Raw genomic sequence first — 23342 nt, forward strand, 5'->3', positions numbered from 1 at the left:
GCCCGGGTCCAACTCTGTGAGGCCCAGTTGCCTGTGTGGAACCTGAGCGTCGGTTGCGTACGGGCTACGCGTGCGGCATCACCGCGACGAAATCCCGGCTGGACGGCTGCAGGTAGCGATCCGCCGCGGCGACCTCGTCGGCGCTGAGCTTCTGCGGGACGGTCCCCGAGCCATCGTGGGTGTAGGTGATGAAACTGGTCCAGTCCTTGTTGATGTCGAGCTGCATCGCCTCCACCGCGCCCGCGTCGTGCAGGACCTGGGCCAGCGCGCCGACCGTCAGGGACGGGCCGAGCACCACCACCGTCGACCCGTCGGAGCGGGTGCCGATGCCGCTGCGCCACACGGCGGCGGCGTTGCCCACCGTCTTGCCCCAGACCGCGGCGCTCGGATCGGAGACCTCCGGGGCCACCTTCCCGCTGTGCACCAGCGGGATCAGGTTCTGCCGCACCGCCGCGACCCCCTCCCCGGGGTCCCCGCCGCCCCAGGTCATCACCCGCAACGACCCGTTGGTGCCCAGCACCATCGACGCCGCTCCGGTCTGCAGCGGGACGACGGTGTGCCCGGCCTGCCAGTAGCCGCCGCGCGCATCGGTCATCTTGAAACCGCTGTTGAAGCTGGCCAGGACGGTGTCCGCCGGCTGGCCGGTGAGCTGGCTGGGCTGCCCGGCGACCGGGCCCGGCTCCTTGGTCCCCGGGTGCAGCACGAAGGAGTTGAGCTTCGGGTCCAGCCACACCACATGGACGACGTAGGAGGTGTGCACCGCGTCCGGCCGCAGCGAGGCGACCATCGCCGCGGTGTCTCCCTTGGCGGAGTAGAGCGGCCGCCACTCACCCTCGCCGGCCAGCGCCGGCCCGGCCTGCGACGGGATGGTCGCGGGACGGGCGGTCTTGGTGCGGACGGTGCCGGTGCCGGCGGCGCTGCCGCCGGCGTCGAGGGCCGACGCGTCGGGGGCGCCGCCGGACTTCGGTGGGTTGAGCTGGTACTGCGCCTGCTCCAGGGCGGTGACGACACCGCCCAGATAGTGGTCCCGGGCCCACTCCGCGACCCGGGCGGCGGTGGTGTCGGTGCCCGGGGCAGCGAGGGCCGACCCGAGGGACACCGAGGTCCACAGCACCAGGGCGGCGAGCAGCGCGGCGGGGATCGCTAGCCAGCGCCGCCGCCGGAGCGTACGGCCCGTCGGCCTGCCCGGCCGCCCGGCGTCCCCGGGCCGCCCGGTGCGTGCCGGCCCGCCGGCGGGGATCCCGCCGGAGGGGGCGAGCGCCCGCCGCGGCGCATCGGTCCGGGGCGGGACCACGACCGCGCGCCGCGGCTGCGAGGAGAGATGGTCGGTGGGGCGATCTGACACGAGGGGTCCTTCCGGGGTGCGACGGACCGGGCGTCGTCACCCCGAACCCGGCCGGCGGTTCTGTCCCACCGTGCCTCGCAGCGGTGAGAAGAGGATGAGAACGTGGCCGTATGTGCCATCGCGGAACCTACGCTGGCCGCACAGCGGTGAAGTGGTACCCGCGGACGCGGGACGGCACAGGTGGCACCGCCGGTCGTGGGCAGGCACAGGAGGGCAGATGATACGTGGCGTCCCGGGGATCGGCATGCGGGCCAAGCTCGCGGCCGCGACCATGGCGGTCGTCGGCATTGCCCTGGTCGTCGGCACCTGCATCGTCAGCCTGGCCCTCTACACGGCGCTGATGGCCTCGGTCACCCGGGAGGCGACCAGCCAGCTGAGCGTGGCCGCCGACCTGGTCGGCCGGGAGGGTGTCGACGGGCTGACGGGTGAGACCGGCGCCGAGGTGGCGGTCGGCACGACCGTGCAACTCCTCGGCTCCGACGGCTCGGTCGTCTACTCCACCAGCGGGACCACCGCGCTGACCACCGAACATCCCGGGGTGGGGCAGGTCGTCCTGGAGGGGGCGACGCCGCTGCCGCAGCCGATCGAGGACCCCGGTCTCGTCGTCGCCTCCACCGGGGTGGCGTACGACGGCAAGCTCGGCACCGCGGTCGTCGGGGTCTCCCAGGACTCGCAGTACGAGGCGGTCCACACCGTGCTGAAGTTGCTGCTGGTCGGCACCCCGCTGATCGTCCTCGCCGCCGGTGTGGTGGCGTGGTGGCTGGTCAGTCGTTCGCTGCGCCCGGTGGAGGCGATCCGGACGACGGTGGAGTCCATCTCCTCGCGCCACCTCGAAGCCCGGGTGCCGATCCCCAGCGTCGACGACGAGATCGGCCGACTCGCCCTGACGATGAACGCCATGCTCGGCCGTCTCGAGCTCGGCCGCCAGCAGCAGAACCAGTTCGTCGCCGACGCCAGCCACGAGCTGCGCTCACCGCTGGCCAGTCTGCACACCGCTCTGGACATGGGCACCGGTGACCCGACCGGTCGCCGCTGGCAGGACCTTGCTCCGGTGATGTCCACCGAGACCCGGCGGATGGAACGTCTCGTCGACGACCTGCTCACCCTTGCCCGCGGCGACGCGGGGATGGTGACCACCGGGCGGTGGCGCGACGTCGACCTCGACGATCTTGTGGTGGAAGAGGCCCGCCGGCCCCGCAGCCCGGGGCGGGTGGAGGTGCTCTTCGAGGTGGAACCGGCCCGGATCCGCGGCGACCGGCTGCAGCTCATCCGGGTGCTGCGCAACCTGGCCGACAATGCGGTGCGCGCCGCCTCCTCCCGGGTGGTGCTGTCGGTGGAGACCGAGGACGACTCGGCGGTGCTCAGGGTGGAGGACGACGGACCGGGGATCCCGCCGGAGGAGCGGGACCGGGTCTTCGAACGGTTCGTCCGGTTGGACGCCGCCCGGACCCGGGACGAGGGAGGCAGCGGCCTCGGCCTGGCCATCGTCCGCGAACTCGTCACGAACCACGGCGGGACGGTCACGGTGGACTCCTCGGCGCTGGGTGGCGCCCGGTTCACCGTACGGCTGCCGCTGGACTCCCCGGAGCCCCGTCAGGCGGCCGGACTGTCGACCAAGCGGTAGCCGACGCCACGGACGGTCTCGATCGAGTGCCGTCCGTACGGCTCGTCGATCTTGCGGCGCAGGTAGCTGACGTAGACCTGGATGATGTTGGTGTCCCCGGCGAACGCCGGATCCCACACCCCGTCGAGGATCTGCGACTTGGTCACCACCTGGTCGCGGCGCCGCATCAGGAACTCCAGCAGGGAGAACTCCTTGGCGGTCAGCTCGATCTCCTCGTCCGCCCGCCACACCCGGTGACTGCCCGGGTCCAGGATCAGGTCACCGACCGACAGGACGGTCGGCCGCTCCGGGGCGCCGCGCCGGATCAGCGCCCGCAGCCGGGCCACCAGCACGACGAAGTCGAACGGTTTGGTGAGGTAGTCGTCGGCACCGAGGTCGAAGGCGTCCACCTGGTCGTACGGCCCGTCCTTGGCGGTGAGCATCAGCACCGGGGTCCAGTCCTGGTGGGCGCGCATCCCCTTGACGATGTCGTAGCCGTTCAGCGCCGGCAACATGATGTCGATCACGGCCACGTCGTAGCTGCCCTCGAGTGCCATCCACAGGCCCTCGCGGCCGTTGGCGACCACGTCGACCATGAATCCCTCGCTCCGCAGCCCGTCGGAGACGAGCTTCGAGAGGGAGGGATCATCCTCGACCATCAGCACACGCATGTCACCATTGTGGTCCCTGCGGCAAGGGCGCACCGTCCGCGGTGACCCTGCTGTGACCCGGCGATCCCGCGACGGCTACTGTGCAGCCGTGACCCTCGTCATCGCCCACCGCGGCTGGTCCGCCCGTCAACCCGAACAGAGCCGCGCCGCGTACGTCGCCGCGATCGACCTGGCCGCCCGCACCGGGCGCCGGCTGGGGCTGGAATGCGACACCCACTTCAGTGCCGACGACCAGCTCATTTGCCTGCACGATCTCGACCTGGCCCGCACCGGCGGGCTGCCGGTGGAGGCCCGCGACCTGACCGTCGCCCAGCTCAAGGCGGTCGACGTCGGGTCCTGGCTGGTCGGCCCGGAGGCGACCGCCGACCAGCGGGAACTGATCACCGTTCCCGAGTTGTTCGACCTGGTGGCCGAGGCCCGCGGCCGGGGCGTCGATGTCTTCGCGGTGGTGGAGACCAAGCACCCGAACCCCTGCGGCACCGATGTCGAGCGGGCCCTCGCCGGCCTGCTGCAGGAGCGCGGCTGGGTGGGCGCCGATGCGCCGGTGCGGATGATCAGCTTCGACCCCGAGGCGGTCCACGTCTTCGCCGGACTGCTGCCGGACGTCCCGCGGTCCCAGCTCCAGTTCCCGGCGGAGATTCTCGACGGCGTCGAGGCGCCGGCGATCAGCCCCTGGCTCGGCATGGTGCGCCGGCGGCCGGAGCTCGTCCGCCGCGCCCACGAGGCGGGTCTCGAGGTGCACGTCTGGACGGTGAACGACCCGGCCGACATCGCCTTCTGTCTCGACCTCGGCGTCGACGCGATCACCTCCGACCGCCCGGACCTGGCGCTGCAGCTCGTCGCCGGCTGAGCTCGGGCGGCCGCTTCCGGCCCGTACGTCGCAGGTCAGAGCGTCCCGCGAGGAGTGGCAGCCCAGCCGTTCGTACGACGTACACCTCGGCGTCACATCGGAACTCCACAGCATTCACCACCCTGGAGCAGCCTTAGGGCCCGTGAGTCCGACGATGCTCTCGCCGCGGACGAGCGGCGATCTGTCCGAGGTGGTGGTCCCCAGGCGCCGGCCGTACGCCTGGCGCGAGGTCGGGCTGGCCGCGGCGCTGGTGCTGCCCAACCTGATCCTGCTGGCGCTGTTCACCTACCGGCCGCTGCTGGACAACATCCGGCTGTCGTTCTACCACTGGAACATCTCCTCGCCCCGCCGGACGTTCATCGGATTCGCCAACTACCTGGAGTGGTTCACCGCCCGGGACACCGGCACGGTGGTGCTGAACACGCTGATCTTCACCGTCGCCGCGGTGCTCGGGTCGATGGTGCTCGGGCTGGCCCTGGCGCTGCTGCTCGACCAGAAGCTCTTCGGCCGCGGCGCCGTACGGTCGATGGTCTTCGCCCCGTTCGTGATCTCCGGGGCGGCAATCGGTGTCGCCTTCCAGTTCGTCTTCGATCCCACCTTCGGTCTGATCAAGGACCTGCTGGAACGGATCGGCATCGCCTCACCGAACTTCTACCAGGTGCCCGGCTGGGCCCTGTTCATGGTGACGGTGACCTACATCTGGAAGAACGTCGGCTACGTCTTCGTCATCTACCTGGCCGCCCTCCAGGGCCGCCGGGCCGAGCTGGACGAGGCCGCCGAGATCGACGGCACCTCGGCGGTCCGGACGTTCTTCCGGGTGGTCCTGCCGCAGCTGCGGCCGACCACCTTCTTCCTGTCGGTCACCGTGCTGCTCAACTCGCTGCAGGTCTTCGACATCATCAACGTGATGACCCGGGGCGGCCCACTGGGCACCGGCACCACGACGATGGTCTACCAGGTGTACCAGGAGACCTTCGTCAACTCCCGCGCGGGCTACGGCGCCGCGGTCGCCACCATCATGTTCCTGGTCGTCCTCGCGATCACGCTCGTCCAGGTGCGACTCCAGGACAGGCAGGACTGACCATGTCGATCACCAACAGGACCGACGGGACCGAGACCACCGAACCGTTCGAGCTCATCGGGTCGGACGGCCGGGCCGGCGCCACCGGGGCGAGCGGACCGGCCGGGGCCGGGACGACCGGGCCCCAGGCCGCGGCGCGTACCCGGCGACGGACCACCCCGAAGCCCGGCGAACGCGGGACGACCGGCAAGATGCTCGGCTACCTCGGCATCCTGGTCACCGTCGCGGTGATCATGGTCCCGCTCTACTTCATCGTGATCACCTCGCTGAAGACCCGCCCGGACATCTACTCCGACCCGATCACCTGGTGGCCGAACCCGCTCGCCCCGGAGAACTACCTGTACGTGCAGCAGGAGGTGGCCTTCCTGTCCTACCTGCGCAACTCGATGATCATCACCGGGATCCTGGTGGTGGTGAAGGTCACCCTCGGGGTGCTCACCGCGTACGCCCTGGCCTACCTGCGCTTCCCCGGGCGCAACGTGATCTTCATCCTGGTGATCGCCTCGCTGATGGTGCCCAACCAGATCACCGTCATCTCGAACTACGCGCTGGTCGCCAGCCTGGGCTGGCGGAACACCTTCCAGGGCATCATCCTGCCGCTGGCCGGGGTGGCGTTCGGCACCTTCCTGATGCGCAACCACTTCCTCTCGCTGCCGCGGGAGATCCGTGAGGCGGCGCTGATGGACGGTGCCGGGTTCGGCCGGACACTGTTCCGGGTGATCCTGCCGATGTCGTGGCCGACCGTGGTCGCCTTCACGCTGATCACGATCGTCAACGAGTGGAACGAGTACCTGTGGCCGTTCCTGATGTCGGACGGCGCCGAGGTGGCGCCGCTGCCGGTCGGCCTGACGTTCCTGCAGAACAACGAGGGCTTGACGAACTGGGGGCCGGTGATGTCCGGCACGGTGCTCGCCTCGCTGCCGATCCTGATCGTCTTCCTCATCCTCCAGAAGCAGATGATCAAGGGCCTCACCGCCGGCGCGGTGAAGGGCTGAGCCCGGTATCCGTACGCCCCTGATCCCCGCGACACCCCCGAGCTCCGTACGCGCCCGCGTGCGGCCCCAACCGAAGGAATGGAACGAGCATGTCCCTGTCCCGTCGTAATTTCCTCGCCATCTCCGGCGCCGTCGCGTCGGTGGGTGCCCTCGCCGCCTGCGGCACCGGGGCCTCCGCCGGTCAGAAGGGCGACGGCACGATCCAGTTCTGGTCCAACCACCCGGGCAAGTCGCAGGCCGTCGAGCAGCAGATCATCGACGCCTGGAACGCCGCCAACCCGAAGACCCCGGCCAAGCTCGTCGACGGCGGCGCCAACTACGAGGAGCTGGGGCAGAAGTTCAACGCCGCCCTCGCCGGCGGCCAGCTGCCCGACGTGATCGTCGCCTCCGACGTCACCTGGTTCAACTTCGCCCTCAACAAGGCCACCACTCCGCTGGACGACCTGTGGACCAAGGCCGGTGTGAAGGCCGACACCTACGTGGACACCCTCCGCGAGGACTACGCCTACAACGGCAAGCACTACGGCATGCCGTACGCCCGCTCCACCAACCTGGTCTACCTGAACACCGAGCTGATGCAGAAGGCCGGCCTGGGCAGCTCCGGTCCGACCACCTGGGCGCAGTTCGCCGAGTGGGCCCCGAAGCTCAAGGAGGCCAACGGCGGCAAGCCGGCGCTGGTGATCCCGGACGGCAAGAACTACCTTGACTGGTACTTCCAGGGCATGGTGTGGACCTTCGGTGGTTCCTACTCGAAGGACTGGACCCCCACCTTCACCTCCGCCGAGACGATCGCCGCCGGCCAGTTCCTGCAGGACCAGGTCAAGGCGGGCAACATCGCCATCTCCAACGACGCGGTGAACCAGTTCGCCACCGGTGGCGCCGCGGGCCTGCTGGAGTCGACCGGCTCGCTGACCGGCCTGACCAAGTCCGCCAAGTCGCCGTTCTTCACCGCCTACCTGCCCGGCCCGAAGCCCGGCGCGGCGACCGGTGGTGCCGGCCTCGGGATCCCGGCGGGGATCAGCGACGAGCGCAAGCTGAACGCGGTGAAGTTCGTCGACTTCCTCACCAACACCGCCAACACGGTGAAGTTCACCCAGGCCACCGGCTACATGCCGGTCCGCAAGGACGCCCTCGACGACGCCGCGGAGAAGCAGTTCCTGGCTCAGAACCCGAACGCGATGACCGCCATCCGCCAGGTGAACGAGAACACCAAGTCGCAGGACGCCGCCCGCGTCTTCGTCCCCGGTGGCGGCACCCGGATCGGTGCCGCCCTCGACCGGATCACCACCGGCAAGGAGGACGTGAAGACGGTCTTCCAGCAGCTGCAGGACGACACCCAGAAGGTCGTCGACCGCGACATCAAGCCGCTGATCTGACCCGCTCGGCCCCTTCGGCCGGCCCCGCTCGGCCGGCCGAAGGGGCCGACCCGTACGCCACGCTCACCTCACCTCACTGCCCCGTCCACGTCCACCTCCCCGTCCACGTCCACCTCCCCGTCCACGTCCCAGGAGGACCCTATGGCCACCGTCGAGTTTGTCGCGGCTACCCGCATCTTCGACCCCGCGCAGCGACCGGCGGTGAACCGGCTCGACCTGTCCATCGAGGACGGGGAGTTCCTCGTCCTGGTCGGGCCCTCGGGCTGCGGCAAATCCACCACGCTGCGGATGCTCGCGGGGCTGGAGCCGGTCGACGCCGGCAGCATCCTGATCGACGGCAAGGACGTGACGACGATGCGGCCGCGCGACCGCGACTGCGCCATGGTCTTCCAGAGCTACGCGCTCTACCCGAACATGACCGCCCGGCAGAACATGGCCTTCGCCCTGGAGAACGCGAAGATGCCGCGGGCCGAGATCACCGCCAAGGTCGACGCCGCCGCGAAGATGCTGCAGCTGGAGGACCTGCTGGACCGCAAGCCCGGCCGGATGTCGGGCGGTCAGCGCCAGCGCGTCGCGATGGGCCGGGCGATCGTCCGCGACCCGAAGGTCTTCTGCATGGACGAGCCGCTGTCCAACCTCGATGCCAAGCTGCGGGTGTCGACCCGCTCTGAGATCGCCGCGCTGCAGCGCCGGCTCGGCGTGACCACGGTCTACGTCACCCACGACCAGACCGAGGCGATGACGATGGGTGACCGGGTCTGTGTCCTCGACACCGGGGTGCTGCAGCAGGTGGAGCGGCCGACCACCCTCTACGAGGCGCCGTACAACACCTTCGTGGCCGGATTCATCGGATCCCCGGCGATCAGCCTGCTGGAGGGCGTCCCGGTCGTCGACGGCCGCGCCGTGCTCGGCGGACGGGACCGGATGGACCTCGGGATGGCGCCGGCGCTGGCCGCGAAGGTCACCGGTGCGGGGTCCGGGAACGGCAGTGGCGCGGGGTCCGGGAACGGCGGTGGCGCGGATCGGGTGATCGTCGGGATCCGCCCGGAGGCTTGGGAGATCGTCTCCGCCGAGGACCCGGCGTCGGTCCCGCTCGCCGTCGATCTGGTCGAGGAGCTCGGGGCGGAGTCCTTCGCCCACTGCACCCCGGTGCCCGAGGCGGCGGCCCCATTGGCGGTGCGCGGCGGCCGGATCACCGTCCGCGCCGACAAGTACCAGCGCCTGTCGGCCGGGGAACGCATCCACGTCCGGCCGCGGGCGGGGGAGTGCAAGTTCTTCCACCCGGACAGCGAGATCAACCTCGAGTACCTCTGAGCGGTGCTGAGGTCCCAGTCCTGGATCTCGGGGTGACTACGCCCGTCGATCCAGGAGTGGGGCTCCGCCGCTACAGTCGGTCGTGGCCGGGCGGACACGACGAGGAGGCAGCGGGATGGAGATTGTGAATCTGGCGGCAGGCGATCCGCGCTGGGCTCAGGCGCTGCCGGTGCTGCAGCAGCTGCGGACGCATCTGGGCGCGGCCGACCTGGCGGCGGTGCTCGGCTCCGACGCGCAGCGGCCGTCGTTCTTCGCGGCCTTCGAGGAGGACGCCTGCCTGGGGGTGTGCGGCTGGCGGGTGATCGCCAACACCTCGGCCGGTCGCAAGCTCTACATCGACGATCTGGTCACCGACGGTTCGGCCCGGTCGCAGGGGATCGGGGCTGCCCTGCTCGCCCATGCCGAGGATCTCGCCCGGCGGCACCACTGCGCGGTGCTCGACCTGGACTCCGGGGTGCAGCGGCATGCGGCGCACCGGTTCTACCTGCGGGAGCGGCTGGACATCGTCTCCTTCCATTTCGCCGAGCGGCTGGAGGACGACGAGTAGTCGTCCGGATGGGCGCCGGGTGACCGGCTTCGTTCGCTGACGGGCCGGGGCGACGGCTCCGCGCCAGGGGGCTCGTCGTCGTACGTACGCTGGTGGCATGGCCCGCGAGATCCGTACGGTGCGGCGACCGGCGAGTGCGGACTCGCCGGAGTTCGACCTCGCCTACGTCCGGGTCCACCGGGGCGCCAGTGCGCCGGTGGTGATCATCCCCGGCGGCCCGGGGCTGGGGTCGGTCCGGGTGTACGGGAGCCTGCGGCGATCCGCGCCGGACCTGGACATCATCATGGTCGAACACCGCGGTGTCGGCTATTCCCGCCGTGACCTGACCGGGGCGGACCTGCCGTCCTCGGCGATGACGGTGACCGCGGCGGTCGACGACATCGCGGCGGTGCTGGACGCCGAACACGTCGACCGGGCGGTGATCGTCGGCAGTTCGTACGGCAGCTACCTGGCGCAGGGCTTCGGGGTCCGCCATCCAGCCCGGGTGCAGGCGATGGTGCTGGACTCGACACTGCTCTCCGCGGAGGACCACCACGAGGTGCGGGCGCATGCGCGTCGGCTGCTGTGGGAGGGGGAGCGGGGTGCCACCGCTGCCGCGGCCCGCCGGATCCGTCGGCTGGTGGAGCAGGAGGGCGCCGACCCGCTGCCGTTGGGCGCCGCCGCGGCGGTCCTCTACGAGGTCGGCGGGCCGGGTCGGCTGGAGCGTTACCTGGAGCAGCGTGGCCGGCAGTCGACCGGTCTGGTGGACCGTACGTTCCGGGCGGCCCAGGCGCCGGGGACCGCACGGTCGGTGCCGTACGTGATGGAGTTCGCGCTGGTCGGCACCCTGGCCACCCGGGAACTGCAATACGCGCCGGCGCCGGACGGGCGGATCTTCGACCCGGCATACCTGGCGACCGGGCTGGTCGGGCGGTTCCCGGCGTTCGAACGGGAGCCGTTCGACCTGCCGGCATCGCTGCCGCTGTTCGACTGGCCGGTGGTGGTGCTGGCCGGGGAACGGGATCTGACCACACCCGCCGGCATCGCGAAACGCACCGCCGCCCTGGCCCGCCGGGTCCGCTACGTCCGGGTGCCGGGCATCGGCCACAGTGTGCTGGACTCCCACCCCGAGGCATTGCTGGCGGCGATCCGCGCTGTACTCACCGGTGCGCCGGTCTCGCTGCTCGGGCTGCGTCGCCGTGGGGTCACCCGCCACCTGGCGCCGGCGATCGGCGGGTTGCTCGCCGTCGACCGGCTGTCGGCGGCGCTGTTGCGGGTGGGGCAGCCGGGGGTGGGTGGATAGGTCGGAGCGGTGGTCCCCGCCCGGTGAGTGATCCGCCACGTTGCCGGGACAGGCCGGGGACGCCCGGCGTGCGCAGCCAGCCGGGGCGGTCAGGCTTGGGCGGCCGATCCCTCGGCCTCCGGGGATGCTTCGCCCGTGGGCTGCTCCGCTGCCGCTGCGGCGGCCAGGGCGGCCTGGTAGCTCGGTTCGGCCCGCTTGATCCGGCGGATGACGTACGCCGTCAGGGGCATCACCGCGTACTGCACGGCCACCTTGTAGACGAAGCCGAAGAAGGTGTAGTTGGCCCACTGGCCGATCGTGGTGATGCCGATCGCGGTCGCGGCGACCGAGCAGAAGACGATGGTGTCGACGAGTTCCCCGGCGCCGGTCGACCCGGCCAGCCGCCCGATCAGGCCTCGCTCCAGGCGGCGTCTCTTCCGCGCCCACATGATGAACGAGTTCATCGACTGGCCGCAGACGAAGCCGAGCATGCTCGCCAGCACGATCTGCCACACCGGGCCCAGGGCGGTCTCCAGGGCGGCCTGCTTCGCCAGGCCGTAGTCGTCGGTGAAGCCGGGCAGGGCGATGATGATCGCGTACGTCAGCACCGCGCCGATGCTGGTCAGGAACCCGGCGGTGATCGCCCGGCGGGCGGCGCGGACGCCGTAGATCTCGGTGATCGTGTCGCCGAGGATGTACGCCAGCGGGAAGAGGAAGAACCCGCCGTCGGTGATCACCGGGCCGAAGACGACGCCCTTCGACCCGCCGATATTGGACAGGACGACGACCACGCACATGATAGCGAGCATCGTGGCGTAGCGGGGGGAGCCGGGGTCCGCGTACGCCGCGCGGGGAGCCGGCGGCTTCGAGGGGTGCTGGTCCGGTGTTGTCACGGGTCGGCAGTCTAGTCGGGCGTCGTCGTCCTTCCCCCGGATGGTGTCACCCCCCGGGTGAAAGTTCTGTTCGAGAACACATCTTCCGCGCTGTGGTGGCAAGGCCGACGGGGGTGAACAGGCCGCCGGGCCGATGTGATCAACGCGCGGCATGCCATCCCGATGCGGACCCCGCCCGCCTCGCCTACTAGCATCCGTGAACAGTGCCCCCGATGAGCGGTGAGGAAGGCAGGACTGTGGTGGAGACCGGTGGAGGCCGTACGGCCGACGGTGCGGAGGACGCGCAGGGCGCGGGCGCGCACCATCCCAACACACAGGAACACGGCCTCCCGGCCGCAGACGTCGGCCCCAGCGGCCTCGACGTCGCCGGCGGCCCCAACCCCGGCCTCGACGTCACCGGCTATGACGCCATCGTCGTCGGCGCCGGGTTCGCCGGCACGACGATCGCCCGGGAGCTCGCCGAGCGCGGCGGCCGGCGGGTCCTGGTGCTCGAGCAGCGCCCGCACATCGGCGGCAACGCGTACGACCATGTCGACGACGCGGGCGTCCTGGTGCACAAGTACGGGCCGCACATCTTCCACACCCGCGACGAGCGGGTCTTCGACTACCTATCCCGCTTCACCGCGTGGAACGGCTACTCCCACGAGGTCCTCGCGAACGTCCACGACACGTTCCTGCCGGTGCCGTTCAACAAGGTCTCGATGCGGCTGGCGTTCGGCGCGGAGCGCGGCGAGGAACTGATCGCCAAGATGGTCGCCCGCTTCGGCGACGGCGCCAAGGTCTCCATCAACGCCCTGCGCGAGGAGGACGACCCCGACCTCGCCGAGGTCGCCGAGTACGTCTACCAGAACGTGTTCCTCTACTACACGCTCAAGCAGTGGGGCACCACACCGGACAAGATCGACGCGTCGGTCACCGCCCGGGTGCCGGTGTTCCTCTCCGAGGACTGCCGCTACTTCCAGGATCCGCACCAGGGCCTGCCGACCGACGGCTACACCACGTTGATCGGACGGATGCTCGACCACCCCGGGATCACCGTCCGCACCGACGTCGACGCCCGTACGGTCCTCGACCTCGGCACCCCCGGCGTGGTCCGGATCGACGGGCAGACCTTCGACGGCACGGTGGTCTACACCGGCCCGCTGGACGAGCTGTTCGGCAACCGCTTCGGCAGCCTGCCGTACCGCTCGCTGGACTTCGTCTTCGAGACCTACCGGCAGGACCGGTTCCAGCAGCGCGGCACGATCAACTACACGGTCTCGGAGGACTACACCCGGATCACCGAGTTCAAGTACCTCACCCGCCAGGAGCTGCCGGGGGTGACGACGATCGTCCGCGAGTACTCCAAGCCGTACCAGCCCGATGCCGGGATGGACCCGTACTACCCGGTCCTGGACGCCGAGCACCTTGCGCTGCACGGCAAGTACGTCGCCCTCACCCAGGAGTTCCCGGACTTCCACCCAATCGGCCGGCTGGCCGAATACCGGTACTACAACATGGACGCGACCGTGGCGAACGCCCTGGAGCTGTCCGACCGGCTGCTCACCGACGAGCGGACCGGCACCCAGGCACCCTCACCCCGGTCCAAGGAGAACTGAATGCCCGCCCTGCAGCGCCTGCACCGTCCCACGCTCACCATCGCGATCCCCTGTTACAACTCGGCGGATTACATGGACCACTGCATCGAGTCGCTGCTGACCGGCGCCAAGGACGTGGAGATCATCATCGTCGACGACGGCTCGACGAAGGACTGCACGCCGGAGAAGGCCGACGAGTGGGCCCGCCGCCACCCCGACACGATCAAGGTCATCCACCAGCCCAACAAGGGTCACGGCGGTGCGGTGAACGCCGGCCTGGACGCGGCGACCGGGCACTACTTCCGCGTCGTCGACTCCGACGACTGGCTCGACAAGGACGCCCTGGGACTGCTGCTGACCAAGCTGCGCGGATTCGTCGCCTCGGCCAACCCGGCCGACCTGGTGGTCACCAACTACGTCTACGAGCACGTCGCCACCGGCAACCGGCGGGCGATCCGCTACCGCGGGCCGCTGCCGACCAACAAGCAGATCACCTGGGACCACACCCGGCTCTTCGGGGTGGGCCAGAACATCCTGATGCACGCCGCGACGTACCGTACGCAGGTGCTGCGCGACGCCGGCCTGAAGCTGCCCGAGCACACCTTCTACGTCGACAACATCTTCGTCTACGTGCCGCTGCCGCTGGTGAAGACGCTGTACTACCTGCCGGTCGACCTCTACCACTACTTCATCGGCCGCGACGACCAGTCGGTCAACGAGCCGATCATGGTCAGCCGGCTGGACCAGCAGATGCGGATCACCGCCATCATGGTCGAGGCGCACAAGCTGCCCGAGGGCATCCCCGACCGCAAGCTGGCCCGCTACATGGAGAACTACCTCGCGCTGATCGTCGCGGCGTCCTCGATCTTCTCGGTGATCAAGGGCGGTGAGGAGGGGCTGGCGATGCGCCGGGCGATGTGGGAGCACATCGATTCGGTCGACCCGGACCTGCGCGCCCGGCTGGGCCGCCACGCCGTGGTGCTCGGCACCAACCTCGCCGGACCGTACGGGCGGCGGCTGTCGCTGTTCGGCTACCGGCTGGCGCAGAACCTGTTCCACTTCAACTGAAAAGCCGGCGACAGCGGCCCGTTCACTGCAGGACGGGCCGCTGGTCCCAGGACTTGTCCAGGCGGGTCAGCACCACCACGCCGGTCACCGCCAGCGCTGCGAAGAGGAACATCAGCCCGGCCGACGGGATGTCCAGCAGCCGGCCCTCGCCGAGGACGGCGATGCCGTACGTCACCGCGATCACCGGGCTGGTGATCGTCGTCGATCCCACCACGATCTCGCTGGGGCCGGTGGCGAACCCCTGCTGGATCATCCAGCCGGCGGTCGCGCTGCCGATCGCCAGGGCGATCAGGATGGTCCACAGCAGCGGCGAGTGCATCCAGTCGATCCCGCGGATGAAGTCGATCAGCGACTTCACCAGGGCGGCCTCCAGGCCGTACAGCATCGCTCCGCCGGAGGACCACAGCAGACAGCGCCAGTGTTTGGGGCCGTGCGCGCCGAGCAGGCCGAAGGTCAGCGTGAGCAGGTAGACCACCAGGGCGCCGACGGCGACGCGCACCCCGTTCAGGTCCGAGTGCGGGACCGCGTGCAGCGCGCTCTGGACAGTGAACGCGGCGGTGCTGCCGACGGTCAGGATCACCGCCAGGCCGACCCGTCGGCGGATCCGTTGCCGATGCAGTCGCGCCTGGATCAGGATCGACCACGGGAAGGCGAGCAACCCGACCGGCTGGACCACGCTCACCGGCGCCATCGACAGCGCGACGATCTGCAGGATCGCCGAGACGCCGAGCAGTCCCGCCCCCGCCAGCCAGCGGCGCGACCGGATCGTCTCCAGGAAGGCCCGGAAACCGAGCGGGCGCTTCTCCTCGTTGCGGTGGACCTGGCGCTTGATCGCCCGGTGCTGGAACGATGCGGACAGCGCGTAGCAGAACGAACCGACGATGACCAGGATGATCGCGAGGGTGGTGTTCTGGCCCACGATGATCCTTCGGTCCGAGTGCGGTGGCTGTGTCGGTGATGTGTGACAGCCATGTTTCCCCCCAACCTAGGGCCGGACGGGTCCCTGCCGCGAACCGGGGTGGGTGTCCCCGGGGGCCGCTCAGGACTGTCCCCCAGTCCTCCCCCGGCCCGCCGACAATCCTCCCTCGCTCCGGCCGGACGCCCTTTCAGCCGACTCTCAGGCACGTGTTCAGCCGGCTCTCAGACACGCGGCTGGGGCGGCCGGGTCAGCCGCCGGCGGGGGTCAGCCGCTGGCAAGCGTCAGCCGCTGGCCGGTCCAGGTGTCGCGGAGCCACCGGTCGTGGCTGGCCACCACCACCGCCCCCGGATAGTCCGGCAGGGACCGCTCGAGCTCGGTCGCCAGCAGCAGCGAGAAGTGGTTCGTCGGCTCGTCCAGCAGCAGCACGTCGGGCGGCTGGGCCAGCAGGATCGCCAGGTCGAGCCGACGGCGCTGGCCGACGCTGAGGCTGCCCCAGGGGCGCTCCTCGTCACGGCCGGCGATCAGGCCGAACCGGCCCAGCGGCGTACGCTCCGCCCGCTCGGTCCCGACCGTCTCCCGGTAGAGGTCGCGGACCGTACGCTCGGCGTCCCGCGGCACCACGTCCTGGCCGAGCAGACCCACCGACAGCCGGCCGAGTCGGGTGACGGTCCCGCCCGCCGGCGCCAGCTCCCCGGCGAGGATCGCCAGCAGGGTCGACTTGCCGCAGCCGTTCGGGCCGGTGACGAGCAGCCGGCCGGCGGTGTCGAGCGTGACCGAGGTGGGGGCCAGCCGGCCCGGGATCGCCACCTGCGTGGCGACCAGGACCGGCCCCGGCGTCCGCATCCTCGCCGAGGGCTCCCCGGCCAGGCCCCGGAAGCGCAGCTCGGCCGGCGGCCGGCGCACCTGGGTGGCCTCCAGGTCGGCCAGCGCGGCGGCGGCGTCGTTGACCCGGCGCGACACCACCGCGGCATTGCGGTCGGCGTAGAACTTCTTCGCCCCGCGGGCCTCGGTGCGCGGCCTGCGGCCGGGGTGCCCGACCGTGTGGTCGTCCCGGACCCGCCGGCGCAGTCGGTCGAGCTCGGCCTGTTCGTCGCGGTACTGGCGCTCCCACCGCTCCCGGGCGGCGTCCCGCTCCCGCAGGTAGGCGGTGTAGCTGCCGCTGAACCGGGTCACGCCGAATCCCGAGCCGGGGGAGTCCCGGTCGTGGCGTACGGCCGCGTACGCCACCGGCGCGGGATCCAGGTCCACCAGCAGGGTGGCCACCTCGTCGAGGAAGGCCCGGTCGTGGCCGGCGATCAGCACCGGGCCCGACCAGCCGGCGAGCAGGTCGACGAGCAGGGCGGCGGCCGCATCGTCCAGGTGGTTGGTCGGCTCGTCGAGCAGCAGCGTGCCGGGCCGGCGGACCAGCAGCCAGGCCAGTGACAGCCGGGCCAGCTGGCCGCCCGACATCGCCGCGGCGGGCCGCTCCCGGGGGATCGCGCCGAGGCCGAGCCCGTCGACCAACCGGTCGACCAGATGGTCGGCCTGCCAGGCCTGCCGGGCCTCGGCCGCCGCCAGCGCCTCCTCGAACCGTACGGATGCCGCCATGTCGCCGTCGGCCATCGCCTCACCCGCCGTCTCGACCTGCCGGGCGAGCGCCCGCAGCGGTGCCGTGGCGTCCGCGAGCACCTGGTCCACGGTGAGGCCGAGCGGGAACGGTGGCTGTTGGTGGAACAGGCCGACCGTCCCGGGGACGGTGACCGTGCCGGCGTCGGGGCGGTCGAGGCCGGCGACGATCCGCAGCAGCGTGGACTTGCCCGACCCGTTCTCTCCGATCAGGCACGCCCGGCCGCCCGCGGGGACGACGAACGAGACATCGGTGAGCACCCGGCGGTCCGGGTACGCGCGGGACACCCCGTCGACCCGCAGGTGGTCGGCGCCGGAGAGCGACGAGGCGGCGAAGGGCGTCAGCGCCGCTGACCGGTCCCGCCGCGTCGAGGGTCGCGACGACGCAGGCGGCTGCGACGGGGGCGTAGGTGCGGAAGATGAGGGGGTGTGCCGTGACATGAGGATCCTGGTGGCGTGGTGAGAATCCCGCCGGGCAGGGCCTCGGGCGCGGGACGGACTCGATCCTCAGGACAGCACGCCGCGATGCTACCACTCGCCTGTCGGCGGCGTCCCCGGCTCGTCAGTGGTGCATCCGGGTCGGTCAGTGGTGCATCCGGCCGGTCAGCGGCGTACCGGCCGGAGGGCGTCCAGGGCCGAGCGGACGACGGGGTGCGGGCTCAGCGGCTCGACCAGCACGACGTCGTGCATCCGTGGCGCTGACTGCCGCTGGTACACGTCGAGGAAGCCGGTCATCGCGGCGGTGAGGAACGCGGTGCTGCACGGCTGCCAGCCGGCGTCCGCCAACCGCGGCAGCCAGCCCTCCCGCAGTTCGGCCCATTCCTGCTGCTGGACGTCGAGACAGTCGGCGGTGAAGCCGACGGTGTCCAGCACTTGGTCGTTGCGGACCACCGGGGCGCCCAGCGCCACGACGGGCTGCTGCCGGTCCCATGCGGCGACCCGTCCGGGATCGTCGAACACCAGCCGGGCGCACCGCTCCTCGATCTCGCCGACCGGCTCCAGCAGCAGGTCGGCGACCGGGGTCTGCGGCGGTCGCGCGACCAGGATCTGGTCGAGCAGGTCGAGATCGGTGGTCCCGGCGGGGAAGACGCCGGCCGGCAGCGTACGGGCCGCCAGGTCGGCCCGGCGTACGGCCAGCTCGCCCAGGGTGGCGGCGCTCCCGGCGAACGACCGGAGCTCCCGGGCCCACAGCTGGGACTCGGCCACCGTGTCCGTCCAGGTGAACTCGATCATCGTGCCCCCTCACTCGTGTCTCCAGTGTGCCGCTGCGGCGGAACCGTGTCGCCTCCCGCGATCGCGAGCGGGGAGCGTGTCGGCGGGCCGGGGGCCGGTGGCGACGACGCCCCTGAGGGGAGGCGGCCGGGCGGCGCACCCCGCTGCTTGAACCGTGAAGCATGTGTGGCAGGGTGGGGTCATGGCACGCATCCCGACGCTCGACAGCGAGATCTTCCCCCTCAACCTGGGCGGCAACACCTTCGGCTGGACGTCCGACCGCGAGGGCTCCGCTGCGGTCCTCGACGCCTTCGTGGCCGCCGGCGGCAACTTCGTCGACACCGCCGACTCCTACTCCGCGTGGGTGCCGGGCAACCACGGTGGCGAGTCCGAGACGATCCTCGGTGACTGGATGGCCGCCCGCGGCAACCGCGACGAGCTGGTCATCGCCACCAAGGTCGGCGCGCACCCGGGGCGCAAGGGCCTGGCCCCCGACAACGTGCGGGCGGCGGTCGACGACTCGCTGCGCCGGCTGCGGACCGACCGGATCGACCTCTACTACGCCCACTACGACGACGTGGAGCGCCCGATCGAGGAGATCGCCGCCACCTTCGACGGGCTGGTGAAGGACGGCCGGATCCGGGCCATCGGCATGTCGAACGTCACCCCGGAGCGGATGCGCGGCTGGCTCGACGTGGCCGCGGCCGAGGGGCTGGCCGCCCCGGTGGCGATCCAGCCGGAGTACAACCTGGTCAGCCGGCACGGCTACGAGACCGGATTCGGCCCGCTCGCCGCCTCGGCCGGCCTGGCCGTCTTCCCGTACTACGCGCTGGCGTCGGGCTTCCTCTCCGGCAAGTACCGTACCGAGGCCGATCTGGCCGGCTCGGCGCGTGCCGGCGCGGCCAAGGGCCGGCTGACCACCGAGGGCCTGGCCGTGGTGGATGCCCTGGTGGCCGTGGCCGAGCAGACCGGCGCCGCTCCGGCGACCGTCGCCCTGGCCTGGCTGCTCGCCAAGGGGGTCACGGCGCCGATCGCCTCGGCCCGCACTCCCGAGCAGCTCCCGACCCTGATGGCCGCCCCGGGCCTCACCCTCACGCCCGACCAGGTCACCGCCCTGGACACGGCGTCGACGCCCTTCGCCTGAGGCCGACGCCCTTCGCCTGACGTCGACGACCGGGCACCCACCTCACTCGAACCCCCGTGCTCCGCGCCCATCCAACCGACCGACGTGCCCATCCGCGAATCGACCAAGGAGAACCATGAAGATCGGCATCATCGGCGCCACCGGCAAGGCCGGTCGTGAGATCCACGCCCTGGCCGCCGAGCGCGGGCACCGGCCGACGGCGATCGTCCGCAGCCAGCAGCGGGCCGACGAGATCCTCGGGGCCGGGGCGGACGTCGCGGTGCGTGACGCCCTGACGCTGACCGCGGCGGACCTGGCGCCGTACGACGTGGTGGTCGACGCCGTCGGCGCCGCGCCGGCCGACGCCCGCCTGCATGTGGACCTCGCCCGGCTGCTGGTCCGCGAGGCCGCCACCCTGGGTGACGACGCGCCACGGCTGGTGTTCATCCTCGGCGCCGGCAGTCTGCGGGCCGGCGAGGACGGCCATCTGTTTGTCGAGGACATCCGGAAGATGCCGGGCTCCGAGGCGTGGGTGAGCATCCCGGAGCAGCAGTTGGCCGAGCTGGAGTTCCTCCGCGGTTGCTCCGTCGAGTGGGTGGGGATCTCGCCGTCGGCGCTGTTCGAGCCGGGCGCGGCGAGCACACCGGTGCTCGGCGGTGACGACCTGCTGGTCGATGCCAACGGCGTGTCCCGGACGACCACCGGCACGATGGCGGTCGCGGTGCTGGACGAGATCGAGACGCCGGCACACCGCAACCGGCGGTTCACCGTCGGCAACGGCTGACGCTGACCCGGATGCCCACGCCGGGTCGCGCCTTCACCCTGCTGCTGGCGAACACCTTCATCGCCAACCTCACCACCAGCTTCCTGTGGTTCGCGGCCACCTTCTGGATCTACCTGGAGACCCGCTCGGTGCTCGCCACCTCGATCATGGGCGGCTCCTACCTGCTGTTGCTGGCGGTGATGGCCGTCCCGTTCGGCATGCTGGTGGACCGACACCGCAAGAAGAAGGTGATGGTCGGCGCCCAGTTGCTGACGGTGGTGTCGTTCGGGCTGTCCCTGGTCTGCTATCTGGCGTTCCCGCGGGACCGGCTGCTGACCATCGGCGCGGTCCCGTTCTGGCTCTTCGTCGCCGCGGTGCTCTTCGGGGCGATCGCCGAGAGCGCCCGTCAGATCGCGCTGACCACCACGGTCACCCTGCTCGTCCCGGCCGAGGGCCGGGCGAAGGCCAACGGCCGGGTGGGCATCGTCAACGGGCTGAGCTTCGCCGCCACCTCGGTGTTCAGCGGGCTGGCGGTCGGCCTGCTCGGCATGGGGTGGACGATCGTCATCGCGGTGGCCCTGTCGCTGCTCTCGCTGCTGCACCTGCTCACCGTCGCCATCCCCGAGGCGGAGATCCGGCCCGCCGAAGGGGTGCCGCAACCGGTCGACGTCACCGCCGCGGTACGGACTGTCGCTGCCGTCCCGGGGCTGATCGCGTTGATCATCTTCTCCACCTTCAACAACCTCATCGGCGGGGTGTACATGGCGCTGCTGGACCCGTACGGCCTGACCCTGGTGTCGGTCGAGATCTGGGGCCTGCTGTGGGGGGTGGTGAGCTTCGGGTTCATCATCGGCGGTGCCGTGGTGGCCGCCGTCGGGCTCGGGCCGGCACCGCTGCGGCTGCTGTTGCTCGGCAACGTGGTGATCTACCTGATCGGGCTGGTCTTCACCATCCGGGAGTCGATCGTGTTGTTGGCGGTCGGCCTGGTCCTGTACATGGCGGTGATCCCGGTGATCGAGGCGGCCGAGCAGACGACCCTGCAGCGGGTCGTGCCGTACCCGGTGCAGGGCCGCGTCTTCGGGTTCGCACAGGCAATCGAGACGGCGGCCGCGCCGCTCACCGCGTTCCTGATCGGCCCGATCGCGCAGTACGGGCTGATCCCGTACATGGCCTCCGGGCCGGGGCAGCGTACGTTCGGCTGGCTGGTCGGGGCCGGTGACGCCCGCGGCATCGCGCTGGTCTTCATCGCCTCGTCGCTGATCGGGCTGCTGATCACCGGGCTGGCGTTCACCACCCGGTCCTACCGGGTGTTGTCGGCCGAGTACGCGGCCGGTGGTGCCGACGGGCCGGGGGTACTCCCGGCTTGAGTTCTGAGCGCCGGCCGTGTCAGGTCGGCGGGCACCGGCGGGCCGTGTCGGGTCGGCGGGACGGGGTGGGGCGGTCAGCCGTGGACGTCGGCCAGGTGGTGCTGGACCTCGTGCAGCCAGTAGTCGGCCAGCGTGGCGATGGTGAACCGCATCCCATCGGCGCGCAGGCCCGGGCGCTGCCAGGCATCCTCCTCCAGGGAGTCGAACAGCTCGGCGGCCCGGTGTGCGGCGATCTCGTAGTCCGAGGCGACCGAGCGCGGGTCGCGGGCGTTGTAGTCCTCCGCCACGGCGGCCAGCTCGCCGTCCCACTCGGCGAAGGTGGGGGTGTCCTCGGAGTGCATCTCTTCGACCCGGGTGGTGAACACCCGGTTGATGTCGAGGACGTGGCAGGCGTACTCGAGGGGCGACCAGACGTCGGGTTCGGGGCGTACGGCCACCTCCGGACGGTCCAGCACGGCCTGCCAGCGCCCGATCGACTCGCTCAGCCGGTGCGCGATCTCGCTCAGCGGCCGGATCGGGCGGAAACCGCACTGCGGGCAGCCCTCTTCGATCACCACCGTCCAGTCGGTCGTGTCGGGGCGGGCGGGAGTGCTGTGGGGCGGCTGGTGTGTGGTTTCCACGGTTTCATCGTAGGATTCGCCCGCGGGGCTGGGCCAGACCTCGGGGCGCCTCGTCTCAGCTGGTCGAGCGGACAGTGAGCGTCGGCGTGATGATCGACTCGGTCCCGAGGGACGACGGTGATTCCTGTCGGGTCAGGATGTTCTCGACTGCCGTCCTCGCCAGGTCGTCCGTGTCCTGGTGCACGGAGGTCAGTGACCATTCCGGCCGGTTCGCCATGTGAGTGTCGTCGTAGCTGAGGATGGCGACGTCGCGGCCCGGGGTCAATCCCATCGCGTGCACCGCGGGGACGACGTCGATGGCGAGGAGGTCGTTGTGGGTGATGATGGCCAGCGGCCGATCGCGGTCCTCGACGTCGTGCGCGGCGAGGATCGGCGTGATGGCGCCGCCGGACGGCACGCGCACCTGGGTGAACGGGAGCCCGCGGAAGGCCTCGGCCAGGGCGAGGCGGCGGCGTTCGACCCAGGTGTCCCCCGCGGTGGAGGTGCCGGAGAGGTGCAGGGCCCGCGTCCAGCCGCGGGTCCGGATGTGGTCGGCGACCAGCCGGGCGGCCCGGTCCTCGTCCATGTGCACGACGTCGACGGTGCCGCCGATCGGTTCGGTCCCGACGACGGTGAGCGGCAGCCGCCGGGCGAACTCGACGAGCTGGTCGGAGGGCTCGACGGGCGAGACGAGGATGATGCCGGCCACCCGCTGCTCATGCAGTCGCCGGAGGATCGTCGCCTCCAGCGCCGGGTCCTCCAACGCGGTGACGATCAGCGGGAGCAGGTCGGCCTCGCTGCTGCGCGCCTGGATCGACGCGACCAGACCCTCGTAGTAGGGGTTGCGCAGGTCGGGCAGCACCACGCCGAGGGAGGAGGCGAAACTGCCCGCCAGGGCGGCCGCGCCGATGTTGCGGACATAGCCGATGCGTTCGGCGGCCTCAATGATCCGCCGGCGGGTGTCCTCGCTCACCCCGGCGGAGCCGGACAACGCCATCGAAACCGCCCCACGTGACACCCCGGCGGCGCGGGCGACGTCCGCTTGTGTCGGTTGATGGGCCACCTACGCTCCTCGGGCCACGGGCGACCTACGCCACCCGCCAGAGGATACCAGCTGCTGTCGATCCGGCCGCGAGGAGACAACCGGGGCCACCTGGCCGGTCGACACGCCCG

Annotated in this window: 21 protein-coding genes; 13 read left to right on the forward strand and 8 right to left on the reverse strand. The window is 71.1% G+C overall.

The annotated features are described in order from the left end of the window. Positions 1-64: 64 nt before the first annotated feature. Positions 65-1345 (reverse strand): phosphodiester glycosidase family protein, encoded by a 1281-nt coding sequence (locus R0145_RS00270; RefSeq protein WP_317838434.1) that lies wholly within the window; start codon positions 1343-1345, stop codon positions 65-67. A 217-nt stretch (positions 1346-1562) separates the two neighbouring features. Here R0145_RS00270 and R0145_RS00275 point away from each other — a divergent pair, with 217 nt between their 5' ends. Then, complete coding sequence (locus R0145_RS00275) at positions 1563-2969, forward strand: HAMP domain-containing sensor histidine kinase (RefSeq protein ID WP_317838435.1); 1407 nt, start codon at positions 1563-1565, stop codon at positions 2967-2969. Here the strand turns inward: R0145_RS00275 and R0145_RS00280 are convergent. Further along, positions 2939-3619, reverse strand: coding sequence for a response regulator transcription factor (locus R0145_RS00280; RefSeq protein WP_317838436.1), 681 nt, complete (start codon positions 3617-3619; stop codon positions 2939-2941). The genes R0145_RS00275 and R0145_RS00280 overlap by 31 nt on opposite strands. Before the next feature lie 88 nt (positions 3620-3707). Here R0145_RS00280 and R0145_RS00285 point away from each other — a divergent pair, with 88 nt between their 5' ends. The 7 genes from R0145_RS00285 (at position 3708) to R0145_RS00315 (ending at position 11064) form a co-directional block, all read left to right on the forward strand. Then, positions 3708-4469 carry a glycerophosphodiester phosphodiesterase gene (locus tag R0145_RS00285; RefSeq protein ID WP_317838437.1) on the forward strand — a complete coding sequence of 254 codons (762 nt, stop codon included), beginning with the start codon at positions 3708-3710 and terminating at the stop codon, positions 4467-4469. Between the two features lie 142 nt (positions 4470-4611). Then, positions 4612-5550 carry a sugar ABC transporter permease gene (locus R0145_RS00290; RefSeq protein ID WP_317838438.1) on the forward strand — a complete coding sequence of 313 codons (939 nt, stop codon included), beginning with the start codon at positions 4612-4614 and terminating at the stop codon, positions 5548-5550. A 2-nt stretch (positions 5551-5552) separates the two neighbouring features. Continuing rightward, entirely contained in the window at positions 5553-6545 is a 993-nt protein-coding gene (locus R0145_RS00295) for an ABC transporter permease subunit (protein WP_317838439.1), read from the forward strand. Positions 6546-6634: 89 nt separating this feature from the next. Next, positions 6635-7921: an ABC transporter substrate-binding protein gene (locus R0145_RS00300; protein ID WP_317838440.1), complete on the forward strand. Its 1287-nt coding sequence runs from the start codon at positions 6635-6637 to the stop codon at positions 7919-7921. A 141-nt stretch (positions 7922-8062) separates the two neighbouring features. Continuing rightward, the gene (locus tag R0145_RS00305; protein WP_317838441.1) at positions 8063-9235 is read left to right on the forward strand and encodes an ABC transporter ATP-binding protein; all 1173 of its coding nucleotides are present in this window, start codon (positions 8063-8065) and stop codon (positions 9233-9235) included. Positions 9236-9350: 115 nt separating this feature from the next. Then, positions 9351-9782 (forward strand): GNAT family N-acetyltransferase, encoded by a 432-nt coding sequence (locus R0145_RS00310; protein WP_317838442.1) that lies wholly within the window; start codon positions 9351-9353, stop codon positions 9780-9782. A 97-nt stretch (positions 9783-9879) separates the two neighbouring features. Next, positions 9880-11064 (forward strand): alpha/beta hydrolase, encoded by a 1185-nt coding sequence (locus R0145_RS00315; RefSeq protein WP_317838443.1) that lies wholly within the window; start codon positions 9880-9882, stop codon positions 11062-11064. A gap of 89 nt (positions 11065-11153) precedes the next feature. Here the strand turns inward: R0145_RS00315 and R0145_RS00320 are convergent, their stop codons facing one another. Next, the gene (locus R0145_RS00320; protein WP_317838444.1) at positions 11154-11936 is read right to left on the reverse strand and encodes a queuosine precursor transporter; all 783 of its coding nucleotides are present in this window, start codon (positions 11934-11936) and stop codon (positions 11154-11156) included. Between the two features lie 212 nt (positions 11937-12148). Between R0145_RS00320 and glf the strand changes: the two genes are divergently transcribed. Both glf and R0145_RS00330 read left to right on the forward strand, forming a co-directional pair. Continuing rightward, positions 12149-13534 (forward strand): UDP-galactopyranose mutase, encoded by a 1386-nt coding sequence (gene glf / locus R0145_RS00325; protein ID WP_317838445.1) that lies wholly within the window; start codon positions 12149-12151, stop codon positions 13532-13534. Beyond that, positions 13535-14581, forward strand: coding sequence for a glycosyltransferase family 2 protein (locus tag R0145_RS00330; RefSeq protein ID WP_317838446.1), 1047 nt, complete (start codon positions 13535-13537; stop codon positions 14579-14581). It begins immediately after the preceding gene. 22 nt (positions 14582-14603) lie between these two features. Here R0145_RS00330 and R0145_RS00335 read toward each other — a convergent pair whose 3' ends face one another. The 3 genes from R0145_RS00335 to R0145_RS00345 all read right to left on the reverse strand — a co-directional run bounded on the left by R0145_RS00335 (position 14604) and on the right by R0145_RS00345 (position 18338). Then, on the reverse strand, positions 14604-15500 hold the full coding sequence (locus tag R0145_RS00335; RefSeq protein ID WP_317838447.1) for a DMT family transporter: 897 nt from the start codon (positions 15498-15500) through the stop codon (positions 14604-14606). A gap of 264 nt (positions 15501-15764) precedes the next feature. Continuing rightward, complete coding sequence (locus R0145_RS00340) at positions 15765-17393, reverse strand: ABC-F family ATP-binding cassette domain-containing protein (RefSeq protein WP_317838448.1); 1629 nt, start codon at positions 17391-17393, stop codon at positions 15765-15767. A 315-nt stretch (positions 17394-17708) separates the two neighbouring features. Next, the gene (locus R0145_RS00345) at positions 17709-18338 is read right to left on the reverse strand and encodes a hypothetical protein (protein WP_317838449.1); all 630 of its coding nucleotides are present in this window, start codon (positions 18336-18338) and stop codon (positions 17709-17711) included. A gap of 181 nt (positions 18339-18519) precedes the next feature. Here R0145_RS00345 and R0145_RS00350 point away from each other — a divergent pair, with 181 nt between their 5' ends. From R0145_RS00350 to R0145_RS00360, 3 genes are all read left to right on the forward strand, one after another. Further along, entirely contained in the window at positions 18520-19461 is a 942-nt protein-coding gene (locus R0145_RS00350) for an aldo/keto reductase (RefSeq protein ID WP_317838450.1), read from the forward strand. Positions 19462-19576: 115 nt separating this feature from the next. Further along, on the forward strand, positions 19577-20224 hold the full coding sequence (locus R0145_RS00355) for an NAD(P)-dependent oxidoreductase (protein WP_317838451.1): 648 nt from the start codon (positions 19577-19579) through the stop codon (positions 20222-20224). 11 nt (positions 20225-20235) lie between these two features. Beyond that, a complete protein-coding gene (locus R0145_RS00360; protein ID WP_317838452.1) occupies positions 20236-21570 on the forward strand; it encodes an MFS transporter in 1335 nt (444 codons plus the stop codon). Positions 21571-21644: 74 nt separating this feature from the next. Here R0145_RS00360 and R0145_RS00365 read toward each other — a convergent pair whose 3' ends face one another. Further along, complete coding sequence (locus R0145_RS00365; protein ID WP_317838453.1) at positions 21645-22190, reverse strand: DinB family protein; 546 nt, start codon at positions 22188-22190, stop codon at positions 21645-21647. Between the two features lie 55 nt (positions 22191-22245). After that, entirely contained in the window at positions 22246-23232 is a 987-nt protein-coding gene (locus tag R0145_RS00370; protein ID WP_317838454.1) for a LacI family DNA-binding transcriptional regulator, read from the reverse strand. Between the last annotated feature and the right edge of the window lie 110 nt (positions 23233-23342).

This window comes from Raineyella sp. W15-4 (assembly GCF_033170155.1).
Classification (GTDB): Bacteria; Actinomycetota; Actinomycetes; order Propionibacteriales; family Propionibacteriaceae; genus Raineyella.